General features: G+C 43.2%; 22 protein-coding genes. 2 read left to right on the top strand and 20 right to left on the bottom strand.

Annotated features, from left to right (window positions below):
* Positions 1-3: 3 nt before the first annotated feature.
* The 12 genes from purM to Q0C76_RS02310 form a co-directional block, all read right to left on the bottom strand.
* Positions 4-1,041, bottom strand: coding sequence for a phosphoribosylformylglycinamidine cyclo-ligase (gene purM / locus Q0C76_RS02365; protein WP_295729235.1), 1,038 nt, complete (start codon positions 1,039-1,041; stop codon positions 4-6).
* Entirely contained in the window at positions 1,038-2,501 is a 1,464-nt protein-coding gene (gene purF / locus Q0C76_RS02360; RefSeq protein WP_295729232.1) for an amidophosphoribosyltransferase, read from the bottom strand. Before purF ends, purM begins: the two co-directional genes overlap by 4 nt.
* Positions 2,477-4,705, bottom strand: coding sequence for a phosphoribosylformylglycinamidine synthase subunit PurL (gene purL, locus Q0C76_RS02355; protein ID WP_295729229.1), 2,229 nt, complete (start codon positions 4,703-4,705; stop codon positions 2,477-2,479). Before purL ends, purF begins: the two co-directional genes overlap by 25 nt.
* Positions 4,706-4,717: 12 nt before the next feature.
* A complete protein-coding gene (purQ, locus tag Q0C76_RS02350) occupies positions 4,718-5,392 on the bottom strand; it encodes a phosphoribosylformylglycinamidine synthase subunit PurQ (protein ID WP_295729227.1) in 675 nt (224 codons plus the stop codon).
* Between the two features lie 2 nt (positions 5,393-5,394).
* Entirely contained in the window at positions 5,395-5,640 is a 246-nt protein-coding gene (purS, locus tag Q0C76_RS02345; RefSeq protein WP_295729225.1) for a phosphoribosylformylglycinamidine synthase subunit PurS, read from the bottom strand.
* Positions 5,633-6,361 (bottom strand): phosphoribosylaminoimidazolesuccinocarboxamide synthase, encoded by a 729-nt coding sequence (gene purC, locus Q0C76_RS02340; RefSeq protein WP_295729275.1) that lies wholly within the window; start codon positions 6,359-6,361, stop codon positions 5,633-5,635. Before purC ends, purS begins: the two co-directional genes overlap by 8 nt.
* Before the next feature lie 218 nt (positions 6,362-6,579).
* Positions 6,580-8,391, bottom strand: a complete 1,812-nt coding sequence (locus Q0C76_RS02335) for a heavy metal translocating P-type ATPase (RefSeq protein WP_295729223.1) — start codon at positions 8,389-8,391, stop codon at positions 6,580-6,582.
* Positions 8,392-8,495: 104 nt separating this feature from the next.
* On the bottom strand, positions 8,496-9,791 hold the full coding sequence (gene purB / locus Q0C76_RS02330) for an adenylosuccinate lyase (RefSeq protein WP_295729220.1): 1,296 nt from the start codon (positions 9,789-9,791) through the stop codon (positions 8,496-8,498).
* Positions 9,792-9,856: 65 nt separating this feature from the next.
* Positions 9,857-11,011, bottom strand: a complete 1,155-nt coding sequence (gene purK / locus Q0C76_RS02325; protein WP_295729218.1) for a 5-(carboxyamino)imidazole ribonucleotide synthase — start codon at positions 11,009-11,011, stop codon at positions 9,857-9,859.
* The gene (gene purE, locus Q0C76_RS02320) at positions 10,974-11,459 is read right to left on the bottom strand and encodes a 5-(carboxyamino)imidazole ribonucleotide mutase (RefSeq protein ID WP_295729216.1); all 486 of its coding nucleotides are present in this window, start codon (positions 11,457-11,459) and stop codon (positions 10,974-10,976) included. Before purE ends, purK begins: the two co-directional genes overlap by 38 nt.
* A 168-nt stretch (positions 11,460-11,627) precedes the next feature.
* A complete protein-coding gene (locus Q0C76_RS02315) occupies positions 11,628-13,289 on the bottom strand; it encodes a formate--tetrahydrofolate ligase (RefSeq protein ID WP_295729213.1) in 1,662 nt (553 codons plus the stop codon).
* Between the two features lie 114 nt (positions 13,290-13,403).
* A complete protein-coding gene (locus tag Q0C76_RS02310) occupies positions 13,404-14,441 on the bottom strand; it encodes an AI-2E family transporter (RefSeq protein ID WP_295729211.1) in 1,038 nt (345 codons plus the stop codon).
* Positions 14,442-14,567: 126 nt separating this feature from the next.
* On the opposite strand from Q0C76_RS02310, the gene Q0C76_RS02305 reads away from it, so the two are divergent.
* A complete protein-coding gene (locus Q0C76_RS02305; protein WP_295729209.1) occupies positions 14,568-15,653 on the top strand; it encodes an AI-2E family transporter in 1,086 nt (361 codons plus the stop codon).
* Between the two features lie 92 nt (positions 15,654-15,745).
* Positions 15,746-16,927: a cyclopropane-fatty-acyl-phospholipid synthase family protein gene (locus Q0C76_RS02300; protein ID WP_295729207.1), complete on the top strand. Its 1,182-nt coding sequence runs from the start codon at positions 15,746-15,748 to the stop codon at positions 16,925-16,927.
* Positions 16,928-16,972: 45 nt separating this feature from the next.
* Here Q0C76_RS02300 and Q0C76_RS02295 read toward each other — a convergent pair whose 3' ends face one another.
* From Q0C76_RS02295 to Q0C76_RS02260, 8 genes are all read right to left on the bottom strand, one after another.
* Positions 16,973-17,518 (bottom strand): alpha/beta hydrolase, encoded by a 546-nt coding sequence (locus Q0C76_RS02295; RefSeq protein ID WP_295729204.1) that lies wholly within the window; start codon positions 17,516-17,518, stop codon positions 16,973-16,975.
* A 52-nt stretch (positions 17,519-17,570) separates the two neighbouring features.
* Complete coding sequence (locus Q0C76_RS02290) at positions 17,571-17,990, bottom strand: AzlD domain-containing protein (protein ID WP_295729203.1); 420 nt, start codon at positions 17,988-17,990, stop codon at positions 17,571-17,573.
* Positions 17,990-18,778 carry an AzlC family ABC transporter permease gene (locus Q0C76_RS02285; RefSeq protein WP_295729273.1) on the bottom strand — a complete coding sequence of 263 codons (789 nt, stop codon included), beginning with the start codon at positions 18,776-18,778 and terminating at the stop codon, positions 17,990-17,992. Before Q0C76_RS02285 ends, Q0C76_RS02290 begins: the two co-directional genes overlap by 1 nt.
* 216 nt (positions 18,779-18,994) lie before the next feature.
* Positions 18,995-20,197 carry a D-alanyl-D-alanine carboxypeptidase family protein gene (locus Q0C76_RS02280; protein ID WP_295729201.1) on the bottom strand — a complete coding sequence of 401 codons (1,203 nt, stop codon included), beginning with the start codon at positions 20,195-20,197 and terminating at the stop codon, positions 18,995-18,997.
* Positions 20,184-21,338 (bottom strand): cell wall metabolism sensor histidine kinase WalK, encoded by a 1,155-nt coding sequence (locus tag Q0C76_RS02275; RefSeq protein WP_295729198.1) that lies wholly within the window; start codon positions 21,336-21,338, stop codon positions 20,184-20,186. Before Q0C76_RS02275 ends, Q0C76_RS02280 begins: the two co-directional genes overlap by 14 nt.
* A gap of 156 nt (positions 21,339-21,494) precedes the next feature.
* Complete coding sequence (locus tag Q0C76_RS02270; protein WP_295729196.1) at positions 21,495-22,184, bottom strand: response regulator transcription factor; 690 nt, start codon at positions 22,182-22,184, stop codon at positions 21,495-21,497.
* Positions 22,185-22,347: 163 nt separating this feature from the next.
* Positions 22,348-23,490 carry an IMP dehydrogenase gene (locus Q0C76_RS02265; RefSeq protein WP_295729194.1) on the bottom strand — a complete coding sequence of 381 codons (1,143 nt, stop codon included), beginning with the start codon at positions 23,488-23,490 and terminating at the stop codon, positions 22,348-22,350.
* Positions 23,491-23,569: 79 nt separating this feature from the next.
* Positions 23,570-24,349, bottom strand: coding sequence for a DUF1129 domain-containing protein (locus Q0C76_RS02260; RefSeq protein ID WP_295729270.1), 780 nt, complete (start codon positions 24,347-24,349; stop codon positions 23,570-23,572).
* Positions 24,350-24,376: the final 27 nt, after the last annotated feature.

The raw sequence follows: 24,376 nt of genomic DNA, 5'->3' as shown, positions 1-24,376 counted from the left end.
ACCTCACTTAATCACAATCTTGGCAGCTGCTCGTGGTCGCTGGACTAATCGACCAATTTGATAACTGGTTTCATTCGCTTCTTTGAGCCGTTCTTGGACCATTGCTACTTTCTCTGGTGAGACTGCTAACACAAGTCCTAATCCCATGTTAAAAGTATTCCAGCAGTCATCAGCACGTAGCTGACCGAGTTGACGAAGGTAATTAAACACCGGTAGTTCTGGCCAGCTGTTGGTGTCCAGTCGTGCCTGAAGCTCGTCACTAATCATCCGTGGCACATTCTCGATTAACCCGCCACCAGTAATATGACTAATTCCATTAATTAAATGATCCTTCACCAGTGGCAAAACCGCCTTAACATAGATTTTCGTCGGTGTGATTAATGTATCTCCAACCGTCGCCCCATCTAATTCGGCTGGTTGATCACTTAAATTAACTTGATGATCTTTAAAAAGAATTTGCCGAACGAGGGAAAAACCATTTGAATGAAGACCACTTGACGGCAACCCCAAGAGTACATCGCCGGCTTGTGGCTGATCACTGGTCAATAATGATGATTTTTCAACTACTCCAGTGACGGTCCCGGCCAAATCATATTCATCTTTGGAATACATATCCGGCATTTCTGCGGTTTCGCCACCAACTAAAGCGGCCCCTGCCTGCCGGCAGCCTTCAGCAACCCCAGTAACAATTTGAGCCATTTTAGCAGGATCATTATGGCCTGTGGCAATGTAATCTAAAAAGTATAATGGCTCAGCACCTTGGGCGAGGACATCATTCACACACATCGCGACCACATCAATTCCAATCGTCTGATGTTGATTCATTCGTTGGGCAATTAACAGCTTCGTGCCAACCCCGTCAGTTCCAGAAACCAGAATTGGGTGATCGGTCTTTAGTGCCCCCAGATCAAACATTCCGCCAAAACTACCAATTCCAGTTATCATTCCCTGACGTTGGGTACTCTTCACCTGTTCCTTAATCCGTCTGACTAATTCGTAACCAGCATCGATGTTGACCCCAGCTTCTTCGTAACGGCTCATCTTTGTTGCTCCTTTCGTTCGCGACGTTCCTGTGCGCTTAATGAAGCTAAATATTTTGCTTCGTAATCATAAAGCGGGGTTGGATAATGACCATTGAAGTATGCCACCGTCAAGCCGCCATCCGGTGCATTCCCCGCATCAGGTACTCCAATTGCTTCCTCTAAACTTTTGATAGATAAGAAAGCCAACGAGTCCGCACCAATTTGTTGACGCATTTCTTCGACGCGATAGTGAGCAGCCATCAGCTCAGCTCGGGTTGAAACATCAATCCCGTAGAAGCAGGGAAACTTAAACGGCGGTGATGAAATTAACAAATGCACCTCTTTAGCACCAGCGTCCCGGAGCATTTTCACAATCTGCCGAGACGTTGTTCCCCGAACGATTGAATCGTCAACAACTGCGACCCGCTTGCCGTTAACCACACCGCGAACTGCAGATAATTTCATATGCACTCCTCGTTCACGCAGTTCCTGCGTTGGTTGAATAAATGTGCGGGCAACATACTGACTTTTAATTAACCCCATTTCGTAAGGCAGTCCTGCCTCTTCAGCATAGCCGCTCGCTGCCGAAAGCGAAGAATTTGGTACCCCAATCACCATATCCGCATCCACTGGGTGTTCCTGGGCTAATCGTTTGCCCATCCGTTTCCGTGCGTTATGAACAGTAACCCCATGAATAATGGAATCTGGCCGGGCAAAATAAATGTATTCCATAGAACAAATTGCTAGTCGCGTGTTGTCCGTATACCGATCTTCGTGCAGTCCATTACGGTCAATCACCAACAATTCGCCAGGTTGAACATCACGAATCAATTTGGCATTCACAATGTCTAACGCACATGATTCACTTGCAACCACGTAGGCACCATTCGCCATTTGACCAATGCAGAGCGGGCGAATTCCGTTCGGGTCTAACGCTGCAATCAAACGATCTTTTTGTAAGAGCAGAAATGCAAACCCACCTTTGACCTCATTGAGACTTCGTTTAAGTGCGGAAATGAACCCTTGCCGAATGTATTTTCGAACTAGATGAATCAAAATTTCCGTATCCGAGTCCGATTGAAATACGGCCCCCTCATTTTCGAGCTGTTGCCGTAGCGTGACGGCGTTGGTTAGATTGCCATTATGTGCTAGCGCGACATCGCCATCATGAAAGCGAAACAGGAAGGGTTGAACATTTTGAATCGCGTTCCGCCCGGCAGTCCCATACCGTACATGACCAATCGCAGCATCACCAATCAGCCCATCAAGATCAGCCGGGTTTTTAAAAACTTGCGCTAGTAACCCACGATCACGATGCTGATACATTTCTTTGTGATCCGTGGTGACAATTCCAGCGCCCTCTTGCCCGCGATGTTGTAAAGTGTGTAATCCCAGGTACGTCAGTCGATTAGCGTGGGGTGCCCCAAAGACGCCAAACACACCGCATTCTTCATTTAATCCTTTAACTTCAGCTGACACGAGAGCGCCTCCTTATCCAGTTGATGCAGTTCTGCCAGATTCTCATTCAATTCTGCATCTCTTAAATGAACTTCTAACCAGTGAGTGTTTGTGACTGTTCCAACTTGTTTGGCATCCACACCGAGCACCTGCTCAAAATCTTTGCTCATGCTTGCTGGCACGGTCGCAATGACCCGACCAGCAGTTTCACTAAAGAATTGGGCAGCAGTAAATTGGCGAAGGTCTAGCTCCATCCCAGTTTCACCAGCAAACAGCATTTCAGCCAGTGCGACTCCAAGACCGCCTTCACTGACATCATGGGCGGCGGTCACAAACCCGGCAACCATTGCTGAATGCAAACTTTCTGCATATGCCCGAATACGATGTAAGTTAACTTGTCGTAGCGTCCCAGAAATCTTGTTCGTTAACATTTTTTGCAATTCTGAACCAGCATAATCATCACCAGTTTTACCAATAATGTACACAGCATCTCCGGCTTGTTTGGCAAACGACGGAATCACATGATCAAAATTTTTGATTAAACCAACCATCCCCACCATCGGTGTTGGATAAATTGGTCGACCGTTATTCTCGTTATACAAGGAAACATTTCCTGAAATCACCGGCGTATTAAAGATTCGACAAGCATCTGCCATCCCTTGGACTGAGTGGTGGAGTTCCCAAAAAATTTCTGGGTCATTGGGGTCGCCATAATTTAAACAATCAGTGATTGCTAATGGCTCTGCACCACTCGCAATAATATTTAAGTAAGCTTCTGCCACCGCCATTTGACCGCCAATTTCTGGATCCAGATAAACAAACCGTCCGTTGCCATCGGTTGTCATGGCTAATCCTTTGTGATAGCCACGGATTCGAATCACTCCAGCATCACTGCCCGGACCAGCAACGGTTGAAGTTCGGACCTGAGTATCATACTGCTGAGTTAATACTTCATCACTGGCAATCGTTGACTGCTGAAGCAACCGGCGTAAGATTTGTCCTGGATGATTAATTACCGGTTGCCACTGAGGAAGCTTATGAGTAGTTTGAAGGCGAGCAGGTTTCCGTTCCGCACTTGGTTGTTCCAGAACATCATCCGTCAGGCTAGCAACTGGAATGTGACAAACTTCTTCACCATCATGTTCCAAAACATAATCATGGCCCTCGGTAATCCGACCAATTGTAATCGCATCCAAATCATAACGATCAAAAATCTGTTTCACGTCATCTTCATGGCCCTTTACGACACAAAGGAGCATCCGTTCTTGTGATTCACTCAACATGATTTCATATGCCGACATTCCCGTTTCACGTTGTGGTACCCGATCAAGATTCAGTTGCATTCCGCTATGCCCTTCACTCGCCATTTCAGCGCTCGATGAAACAATTCCAGCAGCACCCATATCCTGGATGCCCACTAACCAATCAGCATGTTGTTGAATTAATTCCAGACACGCTTCCATCAGCAGTTTTTCCATAAATGGATCCCCAACTTGAACTGCTGACCGTTGCGTGGCATTTTCATCAGAGAAGTCAGCTGACGCAAACGTCGCCCCGTGGATGCCATCACGACCAGTTTTCGCCCCCACGTACATCACTGCGTTACCGATTCCCGCAGCCTTTCCCTGTTGAAGATCCTTCTGGTCCATTAACCCAACGCTCATGGCATTACAAAGCAGATTACCTTGATAACACGGGTCAAAGGTCGTTTCGCCAGCCACCGTTGGGATCCCCATGCAGTTTCCGTAATCACCAATTCCCTTAACCGTTTGGGCAACTTTCATCCGCATTTGCGGATCAGTTAACTCACCAAAATGGAGTGAATCCAATGACGCAATCGGCCGTGCGCCCATACTAAAGATATCCCGGAGGATACCACCAACACCCGTCGCGGCACCCTGGTATGGTTCAACAGTCGTTGGGTGGTTATGGCTTTCGGCTTTAAAAACAACGGCCTGGCCATCATCAATGTCAACTACCCCAGCCCCTTCGCCGGGACCCTGGAGCACTCGTTCATTACGGTTTGGAAATAGACGGAGGATCGGTTTAGATTTTTTGTATGAACAATGTTCACTCCACATTGCAGAAAAGAGGCCCGTTTCTGTAAAGTTTGGTAGACGACCTAATAGTTGGTCGGCAATGTAGTTATATTCCTTTTCCGTTAGGCTCCAATCAAGGTATGGTTTTTGTTCTTTGATTTCCTCTGGTGTCATTGCTTGCTTCATGTTTTTCCCTCACTATGCTCTTACGGTGCCGTTTGCTAACAATGACTTAAACAGTCGTAAGCCATCCGTATTTTCTAAAATGGTTTCTACTGCCCGTTCTGGATGGGGCATCATCCCGAGAACATTGCCTCGTTGATTCGTAATCCCAGCAATATTTCTCAGAGAACCGTTGGGGTTTTCTTTTGCATACCGAAAGACAACTTGATGATTTTGTTCAAGCTGATCTAACGTTGCTTGGCTAGCCACGTAACACCCATCAGCGTGGGCAATCGGTAAATTGATTCGTTCATGGACCCCATACTCACTTGTGAAGAGTGTTTGATTATTAACCACCTCAAGCGGGACCGTTTTACAAATGAATTTTTGGCAATTATTATGTTTCAACGCTCCAGGAAGGAGACCCACTTCCGTTAAAATTTGAAATCCATTGCAAGTCCCAAAAACCGCCTTCCCTTCCTTAGCCATTTTGATAATGGCCGGCATAATATTGGTAAACCGGGCTAGTGCTCCAGCCCGTAGGTAGTCACCATATGAAAACCCACCAGGAAGCATCACTGCATCAAAGCCAGCTAAACTCTTTTCACGGTGTGAAACATACTCAACGTTTGCCCCACAAACGCTCGCCAAAGCTTCATAGATGTCAACATCACAATTGGAACCGGGAAAAACAACTACTGCGATCTTCATAATTAGTCCTCCAGCAATTGGTAAGTATAAGTTTCCATATTAAAGTTTACTAATAAATTAGTTGCAATATCCTTAACAATGGCATCTACGTGGTCGGCGGTTGTCTTTAACTGCAGATCAAAGAATTTACCGACCTGAATCGAGGCGACCTCTGAATGACCAATTGTGTGAACAGTTTTCGTAATCGTGTCACCCTGCGGATCAAATACTGATTGCTTATAATTCACAAAAACCCGAACTTTAATCATCTTTTTCCTCCGTCACGGTCTTAACCAAGCGATTGTAAACTTCATCATAAGTAGTAGTAATATCAGCCAGATTTTTGCGAAAGACATCTTTATCCATATGGGCATTTGTTTGTCGATCCCATAACCGGCAGTTGTCTGGCGAAAATTCATCAGCTAATACTAACGTACCGTCAGTTAATTTACCGAATTCCAATTTGAAATCCACCAATTTCATGCCGGCCTGAGCAAAAAGCGCCGTTAGTAAAACATTACAACGTCGTGCTAATGCCCAGCATTGGCGATATTCTTCTGCTGTACAAGCGTGAAGAGCAATTGCATCTGATTCATTAGCGAATGGGTCATCTAATTCATCACTCTTATAAAAAGTTTCTTCAACCGGTTGGGCTAGTGGGGTGCCTTCAGTTAGTCCGAACCGCGAAGCAAAATGGCCCGCCACAATATTGCGCGTCACGAATTCCAAACGGATCATCTTGCACTTCTTCACTAACTCTTCCGTGGGTGAAAGACGATTCACAAAGTGTGTTGGAATCCCATGTTGGCTTAAATATTTAAAAACTAATGTTGAAATGTCATTAGCAGCGGTTCCTTTCCCCGCAAAATGATCCTTGCGCTTACCGTTCAACATTGTTGCTTGATCAAGGTAGACCACTCGTAAGCGGTCTGGGTCATCAGTAGACCACATTTGTTTAGCTTTACCAGAATATAGTAGTTTCCCCATGATGCATATCGCTCCTTTTTAATAAAACACGAACTTTATATTTAGTAATTAAATTAAAGTTCGTTATTAGACATCATGAGCATATCAATCCTTTGACGATCTGTCAATATATTTCCAAACTTTTGTCATCTTTGCTATTTTATTGTTCGGTATTCACTATAAAAAATTGTAATAAAAACCAACTAGCAGGGGATTGTTCACCCGCTAGTTGGTCAACATGGTTAGATTAAATTCTGCAAGTCCTTTCGTGCACGCAGCCCCCATAAGATACAAACGGTATCGACGACTTCTTGCAACAGCGCCCCGATAATCGTCGGCACCACTCCGGTACTACAAATTAACATTAAAACAACGCAGACCGCGATGCCAATCCAAACGGCATGTTTAGCAATTTGTAAGGTGTCCTGAGCAATAATCACCGCATTCGCCACTTTTCGCAAATCATCCGCCAGAATGACAACATCTGCTGATTCACTAGCTGCTGTTGATCCGCGAGCACCCATTGCAACACCAACATCTGCTACTTTCAACACCGGCGCATCATTAACTCCGTCCCCAACCATCATGATTGGTCGATCTTCAGGCGGTAATTTTTGCAGGTTGGCCACCTTTTGTTCAGGTAGCAACCCGGCAAAGACCTTGGTGATTCCAGACTTTTTTGCGATCTGTCCTGCAATCCGTCCTTGATCACCGGTTAACATCATAATCGTTTTGACACCACGAGCACGAAGTTGGGCAATAACTTCAGGAGTCTCGCTCCGTAACTGGTCCTGAAATTCAACATGGCCCCAGTATTGGTGATCAACCGTAACATAAATTGCGGTAACGTTAGCTGGCTGAATCTGCTGACCAGAATCGACAAACGTTCGTCTCCCGACTTTAATACTCCGACCTTGGATAACTGCAGCGACTCCTTGCGCAGTCGTTTCATGCATTGACGTTGGTTGGAGTAGTGGCAGTCCCTGTTGATGAGCAGTCTGGACTACCGACTGTGCTAAGACATGATTTGAATCCTGTTCTGCACTTGCTGTGAACTGTAACAATTGATCCGCAGAAACGTTGCCACTCGGCACTACCTCACTAACACTCAAATTACCATGAGTTAGGGTCCCAGTCTTATCAAACGCCGCAGCACGAATGGTGGCTAGTTTTTCAATGACATCCCCAGTCTTGACCACAATCCCGTTAGTTGAACTTCGACTCATACCTGAAACAAACGCTACTGGTGCCGCTAAAATTAACGGACACGGTGAGGCAACCACCAAAACTTGAGCAAAGCGAACGGGATCTTTAGCAATCCACCATGCTAACCCGGCAATAACATATGAAACAATGGTAAATGGTAATGCATAGCGGTCAGCTAAGCGAACAAACCGGGCGGGTTGTTGATCCGCTTGCTGAATCAAGGCCACTAACTGTTGGTACTGGCTATCCGCTGCGCATCGTTGTACTTTCATCGTTATCCTACCATCACCATTAACTGAACCAGATAGTATTTCTTCACCAGGATGCTTAGTGATCGGTAATGATTCGCCAGTTAATGTTGCTTCATTAACATCACTAATCCCTTCAATAACGATTCCATCAACCGGAACCTGTTCTCCTGGTTTAATGATCACCTGGTCACCAACTTTAAGTTCATTAACGTCCACCGCCACTGGTATACCATCAATCAATTGGTTAGCAGTCCGTGGCGTCTTATCTAACAACGTGCTCAACTCGCTATGCGCTTTCTGGTTGGCATAATCTTCTAATGCATCACCACCAATCAGCATTAGCAAAATCACCATGGCAGCCCAATATTCACCAACAGCCAGCGTCGCCACAATCGCAGTGATCGCTAACAAGTCAACACCATAATCCCCAGAGCGGAGTTTCTTAATCATATCAATGAACATCAACAACGCCATCCAGCCACCAGCAATACTATTAATTACCTGTGCCCAGATTGGTGCACGAAATCCCCATTGACAAATTGCCGCCAACAGTGCAATCCCACAAAGGACCATTAATTTTTGGCGATTACTTTTCATTTTGTTCACCCGCCTTTCTCTTAATTTCATTATGAAGCAGGCTGGTTCTAACCGCAAATCATTGTGAAGTAATAAAAGGTCCAGCAGAGCTGAACCTTTTATTACTAATCTAAACCAATGCGTTTGTAAATATCATCAACGTGACGAAGATGCCAATGATAATCAAAGGCATCATCAAGATCCGCCGCCGTCAATTGTTTTTGAATCGTTGGATCTGCTTCAAGTAACGGTCGAAATGGAATTTGCTCAGCCCAACACTTGGCAGTGTAAGGTTGAATCAAATCATACGCAGCCTCGCGGGTCATTCCGGAATTAACTAACTTTAAAAGAACTCTTCCAGAATAAATTAACCCCAGCGTCTTATCCATATTCTTTTTCATTGTTTCAGGGAAAACATCAAGATTCTTCAAAATCCGGCCAAACCGCTTTAACATGTAATCAAGTAATGAAGTGGCATCTGGCAAAATCATCCGTTCTGCACTTGAGTGGGAAATATCACGTTCATGCCATAACGGCACATCTTCGTAAGCCGGAACCATGTAGCCACGTAGCATCCGTGCACAGCCGCAAATATTTTCCGAACCAATTGGGTTCCGCTTATGTGGCATTGCTGAGGAGCCCTTCTGACCCTTGGCAAAGTGTTCTTCCACTTCATGAATTTCAGTCCGTTGTAAAGAGCGAATTTCTGTCGCCATTTCTTCTAGGCTCGTCCCCACCAGCGCGATCGCTGCAACGTAAGCGGCATGCAAATCGCGTGGTAAAACTTGGGTTGAAATTTCTTGCGGTCGAATGCCCAGCTTCTTGCAGACATATTCTTCCACAAAGGGATCAATTTCAGCAAACGTCCCCACGGCACCCGAAATTTTACCAGCTTCAACTCCCTTCGCAGCTTCATCAAAGCGCCGACGATTCCGCTTCATTTCAGAATACCAACGCGCAGCTTTCAAACCAAACGTTGTCGGTTCAGCATGAACACCATGGGTCCGGCCCATACAAACCGTGTACTTATATTTTTCGGCCATTTCTTTGAGCACTTGCATAAAGTCATCAATGTCTTGTCGTAATAAATCATTGGCCTTCTTCAGACGGTAGCCTTGTGCCGTATCGACGACATCTGTACTCGTCATTCCGTAATGAACCCACTTCCGTTCTGGACCGAGTGATTTAGAAACATCTCGTGTAAAGGCAATCACATCATGGTGAGTGACTGCTTCAATCTCATTAATCCCATCAACAGTAAACTTCGCATTTTGCTTAATCTTTTCAACGTCCGCCGCCGGAATATGGCCAAGTTTACTCCAGGCTTCATCAGCAGCAATTTCAACTTCCAACCAACATTGGTACTTGGTTTGGTCGCTCCAAATATGTTTCATTTCTGGACTAGTATAACGATCAATCATGGGTTAAAATCCTTTCTTTTTTCTCAATACTACCATTTTATACTGAATTAGATTATTTGTGGCAACTATTTCTGCCAAATTCCACTCGATTCAATTTCATGTAGCGTCTGAGCGAAATCGTCAGTTAAAATTGTCACATGACCCATTTTACGATTATGACGTACTTCAGCCTTACCGTAGTCATGAAAATGCCAAGTTGGATGTTGAGTCATCTGTTGACGTACTTTGGCCACGTGCTGTCCTAAAACATTGACCATTACCACCGGCTTCAGTAGCTGAATTTTCGGTAATGGCCAGTTACAGATTGCCCGATTATGGATGGCAAATTGAGAAAAATTACATGCTTCGATCGAATAATGGCCCGAATTATGCGGTCGCGGGGCTAACTCATTAATATAAATCTGATCATCGTTACCAATAAACATTTCTACCCCGAGGATTCCCCGCAAATGAATTGCTTCGGCGATTTGAACAGCCATTTTTTCCGCCACCCCTTGAAGGTGAGCACTAATTCGTGCAGGAACGATACTCAAATGTAAAATTTCATGATGGTGAATATTTTCTGCAACAGGAAAAGTCGTAATCTCACCACGTTCATTCCGCGCCACCATCACTGAACACTCCATCTTAAATGGCACCCAGCCTTCTAAAATACAATTGTGGGTTTTTAAAATTTTCGTACACTTTGCTAAATCAGCTGACTGATGTAAAACAACCTGACCATGTCCATCATATCCGCCTTCACAGGTTTTCAAAACACTTGGATAGCCAATTATCTCCACTGCATTAGCTAATTCTTGACGATTATGCACTGCACGGAATGGTGCCGTTTGCAATCCCGCATGGTTCAAAAACATCTTCTCACGGACCCGATCTTTCGTGATATAAAGCAGCTGAGTTCCTTGAGGAATGTACGAACAGTCCGTAACATCTTCTAACGCCTGTAAATCAACATTTTCAAATTCATAAGTTAACACATCCGCCCGTTGTGCTAACTCTTGAATTGCCGAAAGATCTTCATATGGTGCAACAATTTGTTCATCAGCCACCTGACCAGCCGGACAATGCGGCGTTGGATCCAAAATCACAACCTTCATCCCCGTTTGCTTAGCGTCCAAAGCCAGCATTTGACCTAATTGACCACCACCAATAATCCCAATCGTTGATCCTGGTTGAATAAAGTTAGTCAAGATGATTCCCGCTTTCTTTTGCTTCATCATGCATCCGTTGTCGATAATTAATAATTTGTTGTTGAATCTGTGGATTGGTAATCCCCAAAATCTGGAGAGCGAGCAGAGCTGCGTTTTTAGCCCCCGCTTTGCCAATCGCCGTGGTGGCCACTGGAATTCCCGCGGGCATCTGGACAATCGATAACAGTGAGTCCATGCCACCTAACGCTTTCGTTTGACCCGGAATTCCAATTACTGGCAGTGGCGTATTGGCAGCAATCATCCCCGGCAAGTGAGCCGCTCCTCCTGCACAAGCAATGATCACCTTCGTACCATTTTTAACTGTATTTTGTGCAAAGTCGAACATTTCATTAGGCATTCGATGTGCTGAAATAACTTGTTTATCATAGTCAACCCAGAATTGATCCAAGATTAAACATGCTTCTTTAACCGTTGGCCAGTCTGATTTACTACCCATCACAACGCTAACTTTATCCATTGCTCCATTCCTCCTTAAATCCCCCTTAGAGTACCAAACTTTTTTTAATAAAACAAGAACTATTTTATATGATTATTAAATTTTGTTCGTGTATGCTTCAAAAAAACGCGGAATGTTAAAACTAACATTCCGCATTGCTTAATTATTAAACTAGTTAATGACTGCCCATTAAAACAGGCCAGTAATTGTCCCCTGTTCATCAATCGTCATATTCACCGCAGCTGGCGTTTTCGCTAAGCCTGGCATCGTCATCATGTTGCCGGATAGTGCCACAATAAATCCGGCACCTAACTTTGGTACAAGTTCCCGAATGTGGAAAATAAAGTCAGTGGGTGCCCCTAATTGCGTTTGATCATCAGTAAAAGAGTACTGGGTCTTGGCGATGCAGACTGGCAAATCATTCCAACCTAGCTCTGCAAATTGGCGAAGCTGTTTTTGGGCTTTTTTACTAAAGACGACATCCTTCGCCCCATAAACTTTGGTGACAATCGTCCGAATTTTTTCTTCAGGGGTTTGGTCTAGTGTATATAGTTCGTGAAAATCACTTGGTTGCTCCGTGAGTTTAACAACTTCCTTTGCCAGATCAAGTGCACCATCACCGCCCTTAGCCCAAGCATCTGTAACGACCACATTGACACCCAGGGCTCGACAGTTATCTTCAATCGCTTTGATTTCGGCTTCAGTATCAGTCACAAAGTGGTTAATGGCCACGACCAATGGAATTCCAAATCGTTGCATATTCTTAATGTGTCGGTTAAGGTTGACCATCCCCTTCTTTAGTTCAGGGAGATTCTCATCCTTGAGCGCCGCTAATTTGGCGCCACCATTATATTCAAGTGCTCGAACGGTGGCTACAATTACCATTGCATCCGGAGTTTTACCAAGCACCCGTCGCTTAATATCTAAGAACTTTTCTGCTCCCAGATCAGCGCCGAATCCTGACTCCGTAACCGTATAATCTGCCAGATTCATCGCCGCTTGCGTCGCCAGAACCGAATTACAGCCATGGGCAATGTTAGCAAATGGTCCCCCATGAATAATAGTTGGTGTATGAGCTAAAGTTTGCACTAAGTTTGGTTTGAGCGCATCTTTCAATAAAATCGTAATCGCATCTTCAAAGCCAAGTTGACTCACAGTCACTGGTTCCTTGTCCCGCGTATAGCCAACGACGATTCGGCCAACTCGTCGTTTGAGGTCCATTAAGTCAGTCGATAGGCAAAGAATCGCCATTAATTCGGAAGCCGCAGTAATATCGAACCCGGTTTCCCGCGGAATTCCTTGCATAACGCCACCCAGTCCAGTGACCACATTTCTCAATGCCCGATCGTTAACATCTTCGACCCGTTTCCAAATAATCCGTCGTGGATCCAAGTTTAGTTCATTATCACGCATAATATAGTTATCAATCAAAGCGGCTAAAGTGTTATTCGCACTGGTTAAAGCATGGAGGTCACCAGTAAAGTGCAAGTTGATATCTTCCATCGGAATGACCTGACTATATCCACCACCGGTGGCTCCACCCTTAATACCAAAGACGGGACCCATTGATGGTTCACGCATTGCAATAATTGTTTGATGATTGAGCTGATTCATTGCATCGCCCAAACCAACCAGCACCGTTGATTTACCTTCTCCGGCCGGCGTTGGATTGATCGAGGTTACGAGGACCAACCGATGTTTTTTATTGGGCGCTTTTTTTAACGGTAATTGGAGTTTTGCTTTATATTTCCCGTATTGTTCAATGTCATCTTCATCTAAACCGATTTTCGCGGCAATTTTCGTAATCGGTTCCATTTTAGTCCGATCAGCAATTTCAATGTCTGTTAACATTCATTGGCCCTCCTTAAAGTTAAACAGTAAAAACAGGAACTATTATTTTTAAATAGCTTAAATAGTTCGTGAATACATTCATAGGATAATCGTTTCTTATTCAAATGTAAATACTTATTCCTGAATTGATTGTGGTCTGCGCCGATGAACTGATTTGACCCCAAAAACATCGAGTAAGAAGGTAAAGACAGGAACACCAACAATTAGCCCCCATGTTCCCCATAAATGTTCAGCAACTAGCAATACCACAAAGGTATAAAAAATCGGTAGTTCAGTTCGACTCGACATAAATTTCGGGTTTAAAACATATGCCTCCAACGCATGGATCACTAAAATCATGATCACAATATAAACAACATCACGAATGCCGCCAGATTGATAACCAACTAGACAAAGGGGAACTAACGAAATAATTACCCCAGCAACCGGAACTAAACTTAAGACAAACACCATCAGCCCTAAGGCAAAAATCTGTGGCATCTTCATAAAAGATAAGCAAATCATTGTCAGTGCCGTATTACAGATGGCAATAAAAAATTGGGCCTCAAGCACAACACCGAAAGTATTAACAAAGGTCTTGCCAAAATAATAGATATCACCAAAGAGCCAGTTTAAATACTTGGTTTCCAAAAATTGGTGCGAAAATTCATTCATTTGTTTCAGTTCAATCGTATAGAAAAAGCTCAAAATCAAGGACATAAAGAGTGAAATCGTCAACGTGCCAATTTTAGTGAGCGTGTTAACCGCAAACGTCATACCATGCTTGGCTTGTTCAATAATCGTTGACATGCTGACGTACCGATTGACATAGCGCATCAGCCATTTCATATCATCCCCTTGATAAAACTTAATTAGTGAATCGACCATTTTAACAATTTCATTAATAATCATTGGTAAATAATCGGTAATTACATAGTAAATTCCCCAAATTAACAGAACATAGGTGACAATTACGGTTATAATAATCGGGATTTTCGGTAACCAGCGTTGAACCAAACGGACCCAATGGACAATTAAATAAGTAAAAATAAATGTTAGTAAAATTGTGTTCATCATCCCACGCGCTTCATACAAAACCGCAATGAGCAATAATAAAACCACTGTGCGGTGTAAGTGAACATTCGCGGTAAACTTTGTCCACGCATTTTCCATTTTTTCACGACCTTTTTATCAGACTACTATCATTCTACCAAACGATCCCTCGTTGGAGAAACTATTCACATCGTTGCCGAATTCCGTGTAGAATGAAAGTATGAATTATTTGGGGAGGAAATCATTGTGAAAAAAACGTTGGCTGAAAAACGTTACCTTGCGATTTTTATAACTCTATTTGCCCTCTACTTAGCAATCACGTATTGGCCAAACATCGCTAAGTTCATCGGTAACATTGGCCATGCAACCGTACCATTATTAGCCGGCGCCGTATTAGCCTACATCATTAACATCTTACTAAATCAATGGGAACGATTATATACTAAGTTACTTCCCAGTCAGAATGCTCAAAAATTCAAACGAGGTGTCTGTATTACCTTATCTTATATCTCGATTATTGTCATTTTAGCTGCTGTTCTCTGGCTGGTCATCCCGGAAGTCATTGCTTGTATTAAGTTGTTGCTCGCCCACCATAGTCGACTGATTCAACGAACCATTACTTACCTATCTAACCATTCATTTCAATATCTTGACCCGCGTAAAATTAACTGGTCAACATTCTTTAAGCAAGCCTCAGTGGGGGTTGGCGGTACTCTCAAGATCGTTCGCCACACAGCGTCACGAATTATTTCGTTTGGAACAACTACAGTGATTGCCCTCTTCTTCTCTGTCTATCTTTTGATTTTTAAGGAAATGCTCCGTCGCCAGTTTAATAAACTGATGGATCTTTGGCTCCCACGCGCGAAAGAACAGGTCATGTATGTAATTCGCGTTTTTGATACAAGCTTTAGTAGTTATATTAGCGGGCAATGCAAAGATGCCGTGATTCTCGGTATTTGCTGTTTTATTGGCATGACCATCCTTCGACTGCCATATGCCTACATGATGGGGGCTGTCACAACTGTGACCGCATTGATTCCCATTATTGGAGCCATTCTCGGCGCTTCTGTCGGGGTGGTAATTATCTTTGCGGTTTCACCAGTCAAGGCATTAATCTTCTTAATTTTCATTGTTATTTTGCAACAACTAGATAATCGAATTACCTACCCCATTGTTGTTGGAAAAGCCATCGATCTCCCCAGTGTCTGGGTTTTTGTTGCCGTCATGGTTGGTGGAGGTGTTTCTGGAATTATCGGAATGATGTTTACAGTTCCGCTCTTTTCGGCCTTCTATCGGCTGATCCGTGACCAGGCTGATCGTCGTGCGCAGTAATCAGACCATTTAGAATAAGTGATCATTCGCCATTTGATAGTAAGGGTGTATAATAATTATTTGTGTAATATAAGAAAGAAGGAAACCCACATATGTTAGAAAAGACGTTCTACAAGCAATTGTTAAGTCGTTCCTTTACCATCCCAGTGAAAATCGTTTTCTGGGATGGAAAGAGCGTAACTTATGGCAACGGTGAACCACAAGTTACGATTACCTTCAAAGAAAAAATTCCCATTCGTGACATTACCAGGAACGCCTCAATCGCCCTTGGCGAAGCTTACATGGATCACAAAATTGAGATTGATGGCAGCATTCAAAAACTGATTGAATCAGCTTATGAAAGTGCTGATAGTTTCATGCGGAGTTCCAAATTCCGTAAGTTTTTGCCGAAACAAGGTCACAGCGAAAAACAAAGTGAAGACGACGTGCAAAGCCATTATGACGTTGGTAATGATTTCTATCGCCTTTGGTTAGATGAGACTTTGACTTACTCATGTGCTTACTTTACCAATGGTAATCATGATGATCTTAAAGCTGCCCAAATCGCTAAAGTCCATCATATTCTACAAAAGCTAGATCCTAAACCTGGTAAGACTTTACTTGACATTGGTTGCGGTTGGGGAACCCTGATGCTGACTGCTGCTAAGGAATATAGTTTGAAAGTTACTGGGGTCACGTTAAGTGAAGAACAATATCAATTAGTTCAAAAGAAGATTAATGATGAAGGTCTCAGTAACGTCGCTGAAGTCAAGCTCATGGATTACCGTGAACTTGGTGATCGTCAATGGGATTACATTACTTCTGTCGGTATGTTTGAACACGTTGGCAAGGAAAACCTTGGGATTTACTTTAAGGATGTTGCCAAATACTTGGCCAACGACGGTGTGGCTTTAATTCACGGTATTACCCGTCAACAAGGTGGTGCTTATAACGGCTGGATCAACAAGTATATTTTCCCTGGTGGCTACGTTCCTGGTCTTGCCGAAATGATTGATCATATTGAAGAAAACCATCTGCAAATTGCGGATATTGAAATGCTTCGCTGCCATTACCAACGGACCCTCGAAATTTGGGACCAAAGCTTTAATGCCCACCGTGACCAAATCACTCAAATGATGGGTGATCGCTTCACTCGAATGTGGGACCTGTACTTACAAGCTTGTGCAGCATCATTTGAATCGGGCAATATTGATGTTATTCAATACTTAATTACGAAGGGTGCTTCTGGAAAGAATTTACCAATGACTCGTGATTATATGCTAAATAACAAGTAATATTATAAAAAATGAGCTTCTGCTGAAAATGCAGAAGCTCATTTTTTATTCCATCAAATTTATTAATTCCGTTTTAACTAACGGAAACTTTTGAAAACCATCACTGCTCAGAAAATGGCCACCGGTTGGCCGCACAATCAGCTTCGCGTTTAACTGATTAGCAACTGCCACGCTATCTTGATACGGTGCAATTGGATCATTTTGAGCGGTAATCACGACCGCACGACTAACTTTCGCACGAATTTTTTGAAAGTCCAACGCCGGTTCCATAAAATGATTTAATTCTGGATAATGTGGTAATGGTTGGGCGAAGGCACCCACTAATAGTAAGCGAACATCATGTAATGAGTGACGATTAACATAGCGGAGTGCGGCCAAACATCCTAAGCTGTGCGCAACCATCGTCAGTCCAGCATAGGTAGGCTGAATTTGCTCGTCAATGGCTGCATCCCAAGCCTTAACATCTGGGCTAAACGGCTCCGGAAGCCATAATCGTTCCAAGCTAATTGTCGGGACAACGGCTTCTGCGAGCCATGGAAACCAGTCGTCATCACGCGTAGACGTTCCATGAATTAAATAAGCTGTTTTCATTGCAAATCATCCCTTTTTGATAAAAAAACTGAAGGTCTCCCTCCAGCTAGGATTACACACCAATCGTAATGGAAAGTAGCCAGACGACCCCTAAGCCAACAATGACTGATGAAAGCATCGACCGGGTAAAGTAGGCGACTAGCCCTACACAAACAGCCGCCACCAAATAACTTGCTAATCCATAAACGGTCAGGTGATTACCAAATAATTGAACATGATCAATAATGACTCGGTATTTTGAATCTACAAAAATTCCCTTAACTACTAATGCCGTAAATAAACTAACCGGGACATATTTCATCCACTCATTAAACCATTCCGGAATCTTCCGATTGGTAAAAAACCGCATTGGAAAATACCGAGGGATAAAAGCTGCTAATGCTGACAGCAAAATGACGATCAGGTGGTACGTTAAATTATGATGACTTGGCACCAATGAAGCTAATACTAGACTATTGCTTAAACTAACCATTACTTATCTCCATCATGTAATTCCGAATTGAGTTGTTGCTCTTCATTAGGGGAATTCTCCCCCTCCAGATCTTCCACCGTGGTTTTGGTAATCCGTGGTCGCTTGATTTTGCCTAAAATCCAGGTCTTATCTGGATGCTTAGCATATTTACGGACCCGATTTTCAATTGCAAAACCAATTAAGGAAGTGACCACCGTTGACAAAATAATACCAACTGTATGCCGAGTCAGGAGTAAAAAGAAGAACGACGTCACAATCGACAATAGGCAGATTAAAAAGGTAATGTTATTTTGAATTTGCATGATAATCATATAGATAAAAAGCGCCGTTAATGCAAAATCAACGATTGTTAAGTCAATGGAGACCGCACTACCAATTAATCCGCCGATTAAATTCCCGCTCGCCCACGAAATTAAAGAATAATGTTCCACCATTAACGCATCGCGCGTCGTCCAATTTTTGTCGGTCGCAAATTTTAAATAATTAACTGCATAGTTTTCATCATTCATTGATGCCGAAAATAGCAATACCATCCGTTGAGATTCATTACGGAAATATTTTGATAAACTCGATCCCAAAAGGGCATACCGTAATTCAAGGAAAAAGAGTGTCATGAAAATACTTGATACTGGAGCATCCAACACCAATAAGGACGCTAAAATAAATTGAGCACCCCCGGAAAACACCATAACAGAAACCAGTAGGGTCAGCATGAAGTTCATCCCGGCAGCATGCAGTAAAATTCCGCAAGCAACCCCTATTGGTAAATAACTTAAACAAAGCGGCATGGCAATTCCAAGGTTCTCTAGCCATGGTTGCCTTTCTGGATTAATTTGATGGGCTTTTTGTTGCAATGAACAATCCTCCAAAATAATGAAGTCAATATTTTACGTCATAATTGACCATGTACGTTCCACGCACATATTCTATATTAGTTTATCATATTTAAATTTAACTTAATATCAGTGCAACCACTTACATTTAATTAATTATTTAAGAAATTGTTAAAACAGGCTTCCTAGCCAACCAAGCAAACCGCTCCGTTTGACGTCGTTAACTGGATAAACGCCGAATTGAAGTGGCTGATTATTAACAGTCTTCAATTGTGAGTAACGTAATTTTCCAACTCGGGTATCTCGTTTCAATGGTGCTTTGAGCTTTTGACCAGCTTTCTTATGTGCGTCGGCAATAAACTGTGGTTTGATTGTGGCCTGCTGAGGGTGCCAGATTGTCACTCGGTGTTTCGTTGTCACCTGCACGTTTTTTTGCTGTCCATGACTAACCCTTACCGTTTGTACTGACTTGGTTGTTACGGGTCGCCATTTAGTAAAGATCTCTCGATAAAGGGCTTTCGTTTGAACGAAACGATCCTTTGCATGCATCACCACAGTAATAATACGGTGCCCGTGATACGTTCCCGTGGATACCAGGCATTGGCCAGCCTTATCAGATGTCCCCGTTTTCAGACCATCAACTTTTATTTTTTCAGGTGCTTTCGCATTCCCCGGTAATAATTCATTACTATTTTGGTAACTTTTGCCATCCCACATTAACGTTTGCCGCTGGGTAATTTTCAAAACGGCCGGATAATTGCGAATTAAATAACGAGCAACTTTCGCCACATCACGAGCAGTCATTTGGTTTTCGGCAGTTGCCGAAGTGTTTGGCAGTTTAAAGCTGGACATATCCTTATTCTCTAAACCAACCCCGTTATAAAGTCGAAAATTTTTTAAACCAAGGCGGTCCGCCATTATCCCCATTTGTTTAACAAACTGCTGTGTATTTTGCCCTTTGGCCCGTGTTAGTGCAATCGTTGCTGCATCACCAGATTTGATCAATGCCGCTTCCGTTAATTGCTTGACTGAATATTTCTTTCCCGCCTTAAGCGGAACATTTGAATAGCCCTGCGCCGTTGATAATTTAGCTTCAGCTGGGGTAATTTTGACCTTCGTTGACCACTTCAATTGACCAGTACTGATCTCATTCTCAATTACCGCGACCGTAAGTAGCTTACTCATGGAAGCTACCGCTAACCGTTGGTCACCATTATGGTTGTACAATACCTGTCCAGTTTGCGCATCAATGGCAAACGCGGCACTGGCATTAATTGGTGCCGCATGGCCAATCGTCAATCCGCCAAATAAAGTTCCACAAACCGTTACTATCGTAATAAACAGGCTAATTAATCCTCGTTTAATTCGTTTCATGATGAACTGTCCCCGCTTTCTCCTGTTTAGTTGGTAGGGTAACAATAAATGCTGTTTGGTGATCATCAGATTGCACCTCAACATTCCCATGATGCAGGTCAACAACACTTTTAACGATCGCTAAGCCCAACCCAGTTCCACCGGTGGCCTTCGAACGTGACGCTTCGACTCGATAAAAACGCTCGAATAAGTGGTCAAGCGAGTCTACAGGAATCCGTTCGCCGTCGTTGGCAACCGTTACCGTTACTTGATCGTTATGCTGAACAGCATTTAAGCGGATATAGCTGGCACCATGACCGTACTTAATTCCATTGGCCACTAGATTACTGAACACTCGGCCCAGCTTTTCCGGATCCCCATCGATCATTAACGGAGACGGCGTGGTTTGTGAACTCACTTCGATTCCCCGATTTTCACCTTCCAGCTCAAAGCTAGCACAAACTTGTTCTAGTAATTGCCCGAGGTCAACTGCCATGAAATTCACCGGGGCTCCATGCTGCTGAACCTTAGTATACTCGAAAAGGTCTTCAACCATGTTCTTCATTTGTTTAGCTTTTTCATAGGCAATATGAGAATACTTCAGAATGTCTTCTTCAGAGTGATATTGCTTATCCTCAATTAACCGCAGATAGCCAATAATGCTGGTTAATGGTGTTCGTAAATCATGACTGACGTTAGTGATTAATTCATCCTTTGATTTCTCAATTTGTCGTTCGTCATTCATCGATTGAACCGCACTATCAACAAGTGCGTTGACACTCGTCACAACATGCTGGGTTCTCCCCTTCAACCGAAATGGAATTCGGTGATCTAGGTGTCCCTGAGCAATATAATGAAGTTCTTTAATGATATGATTAATTTGGTATTGATGATAACGTCGTAGCAGTCGCCACCAAACAACAAAAATGTCAATCACAATAAATAGACCAATGACAATCCGCTGATACGACCAAATCTGCGCTTGAAACGGACCAATCTTTAATGATTTTTTGATAATAAAAATTCCGCTGGCTACTCCCGGGTTCCCCTGGATCAAATCTTGCAGAATTACGATTAACGCTAAGTTAATCAAAATCAACAGAATTACTGTAATAACTCCTTCAAAGAAGAGTGAACCTTTTTCCCGTGCTGTTAGTTTCAAACTACTTTCCCCGCTTTTTTAAATTCACGCCTTATTATATCATCTTTCCACTCAGCGCCAATGTAACGCGCTTTTTGATTCATCGTAATACACATAAAGAGGCTCCAGTGTTCAATATCGAACTCTGAAGCCTTCATTTTTAAAAATTACAATTGGTTAATGCGCTTCGACTTTGTAGCCGACTCCCCAGACAGTTTCAATCACTTTTTCACCGCCAGTTGCAGCTTCGATCTTGTCCCGCAAGTGACTTACGTGCACCATTACCGTCTTCGCAGACACCACTGATTCTTGTTGCCAAACTCGTTCAAAAATATCATCTGCAGAAAATACCCGATTCGGATGAGATGCCAATAAATATAGAATGCCGAATTCTAATGCCGTTAATTGAATTAAATCCCCATTAATTGTCTTCACCTCATGTGAATCCTTATTAATCTGAAGCGGTCCAACATTTAAAATGTCCGGTTGATCATTGGTCATTTGACCCTCGCTTCGCCGCAACAGGGATCGAACCCGAGCCATCACTTCAAGCGGGTTAAATGGCTTGGTAACATAATCATCGGCTCCGGTAATGAGTCCCTGAATTTTATCCATATCCGCGGTTTTTGCAGATAGTACCAAGATTGGAATGGATGAATCCTTCCGAATGCGCTTGATGACTTCCATACCGTCCATTTCCGGCATCATTAAATCCAGAATTACTAACCCAATATCAGGAGTAGTGTTCAGCTTCGTTAAAGCATCCTTACCGTTATAAGCTGCAACTGGCTCATACCCTTCATTACGGACGTAAATCTCTAGTAATTGGACGATTTCCTTATCATCATCAACAACTAATATTTTCATCGTTTCTCCCCCTTTAGCGAGAATATAACTAGGTTAATTATACACTCTTTAACTCAAGAATTCTCGGGGATAAAAACAGCTTTAAGTATTTATTTAAATTCATTCAGAGAATAAAAAAATGCGATCTTTGACCGATCGCATCAGTTTAAAAATTGAATTTCTCTTATTTGTAATTTGGTGCTGCCTTCGTGATTTGAACATCATGCGGATGGGATTCACGTAATCCAGCATTGGTGATTTGGACAAACTGGGCGTTATCAATCAACGTTTGAATGTCACCTGCACCGCAATAACCCATTCCTGAACGTAACCCGCCGACCATTTGAAAAATAATGTCAGCAACGTCACCCTTGTATTCAACCCGGGCTTCAATTCCTTCAGGAACCAGCTTGTTAGCTTCATTCACGCCGCCTTGGAAGTAACGATCAGAGGAGCCATGTGATTGGGCCATTGCGCCAACTGATCCCATTCCCCGGTAAGCCTTGTACTTCTTACCGTTATCTTCAAAGACTTCACCAGGTGCTTCAGTAGTGCCTGAGAACATCGAGCCAAGCATTACAGCATTCCCACCAGCTGCCAATGCTTTGACAATGTCTCCTGAGTATTTAATCCCACCGTCAGCAATGATGGTCTTTCCATATTCGCGTGCGACTGATGCAGCATCGTAAATGGCGGTAATTTGTGGTACACCAACTCCGGCAACTACCCGTGTAGTACAAATTGAGCCAGGACCAATTCCGACTTTGACAACATCGACACCCGCATCAAACAGTGCTTTAGTCCCCTCGGCAGTCGCCACGTTACCAGCAATTAAGGTTACCTCTGGGAAATGGTCACGAATTTCTGCAATCTTCCGCAATACCCCGGCAGAGTGACCATGAGCAGTATCAATCACAATTGCATCAGCGCCAGCCTTTAGTAATGCTTCTGCCCGTTCAAAGGTATCTGAGGTCACCCCAACGGCAGCAGCTACTAACAGTCGGTTTTGATCATCCGTCGCGGCTTTTTCAAAGTTACCTGCTAAAGAAACACCCTTAACAGTTGCCACTTCACCTGCCTGGGATTGGATCGACATGTTTTTATGAACGACTCCCATCCCACCTTGTAGCGCCATCGCGATGGCCATGGAACTTTCTGTAACGGTATCCATCCCGGCACTAATGAATGGTACATTCAGCTTAATATTCTTGGCTAATTGAACACTCAGGTCAACTTCGTTTGGCAAAACATGACTCTCCGCAGGAATCAAAAGTACATCATCGAACGTTAACCCTTTTTTTGCGAACTTTGTATCCCAATTTGCCATCAATCGACACTCCTTTTGTAAATTTTGTTAGTATTTAACCTACTAGGAAATTCACTCCAGGTCAAGAGATATTTTAACTTTATTTTCGATTACGTGGCTGGCCTGCAAATACGTTATTAACAATGTGGAAACGCGTCCGCAAGTAAAGGTCTGCCCCAAAGACAATAATCCCCAGTAAGATGTATACCCATTTATTGGTTTGCGGATTAATTGAGTTTGGCAAAAAGCCGGCCAGGGTATAAATCCCAATCCAAATCACAAAAGCCAACACAATCATTCCGATTCGTGCCCATAGGCTACGTTGGACCATTTTGCCAGTCTTCGGATCCTTTGATGGTGCCATAATTTTAGCGATGTAGCCAAACAGCAATCCTCCAGCAATGGCAATAATCAAGATGGCGGTTAATCCCGAACTACCATAGTGGCCATTCGGACTTAGTGAACTTGGATTCATAAATGAAATCAAACCAAACATAAAGGAGAAAATGGCGAAAAACATCATTCCATTGTCCAATGCTAACAATCCAAAGTTACTAGTCCCTTGAACTTCAGTTTCCTTCTTTTTCGGGTTGGTTAATTCTTCTGCATACGCAGTTGGTGTCCCAAATAATGTCTTCGCAGTCTTCCCCTGTTTTTGGCCGGCCTGCATCTTAGCAATTGTTTTGTCCAAATAATCGCTCTTCTTGTCAGCAGGAATGCCCTTAGCATCTAATTGTTTGTTGAGTTGATAAATAAACTCTTCATTTTTACGGGTTAAGCCATACTCACTAAACGTTTTGCCCGCTTCTTTGTTATTCTCTTTAATATATTGTTTTTGCCGTTGTCCAGCAGCAGCATTTCGTGGTTGTTCGCTCACAATATAGCCCCTCTCTTATTTTGTTATTAA

The sequence above is a fragment of the uncultured Limosilactobacillus sp. genome, assembly GCF_934202705.1.
GTDB lineage: Bacteria > Bacillota > Bacilli > Lactobacillales > Lactobacillaceae > Limosilactobacillus.
This window is presented reverse-complemented; position numbering and strand designations above follow the sequence as displayed.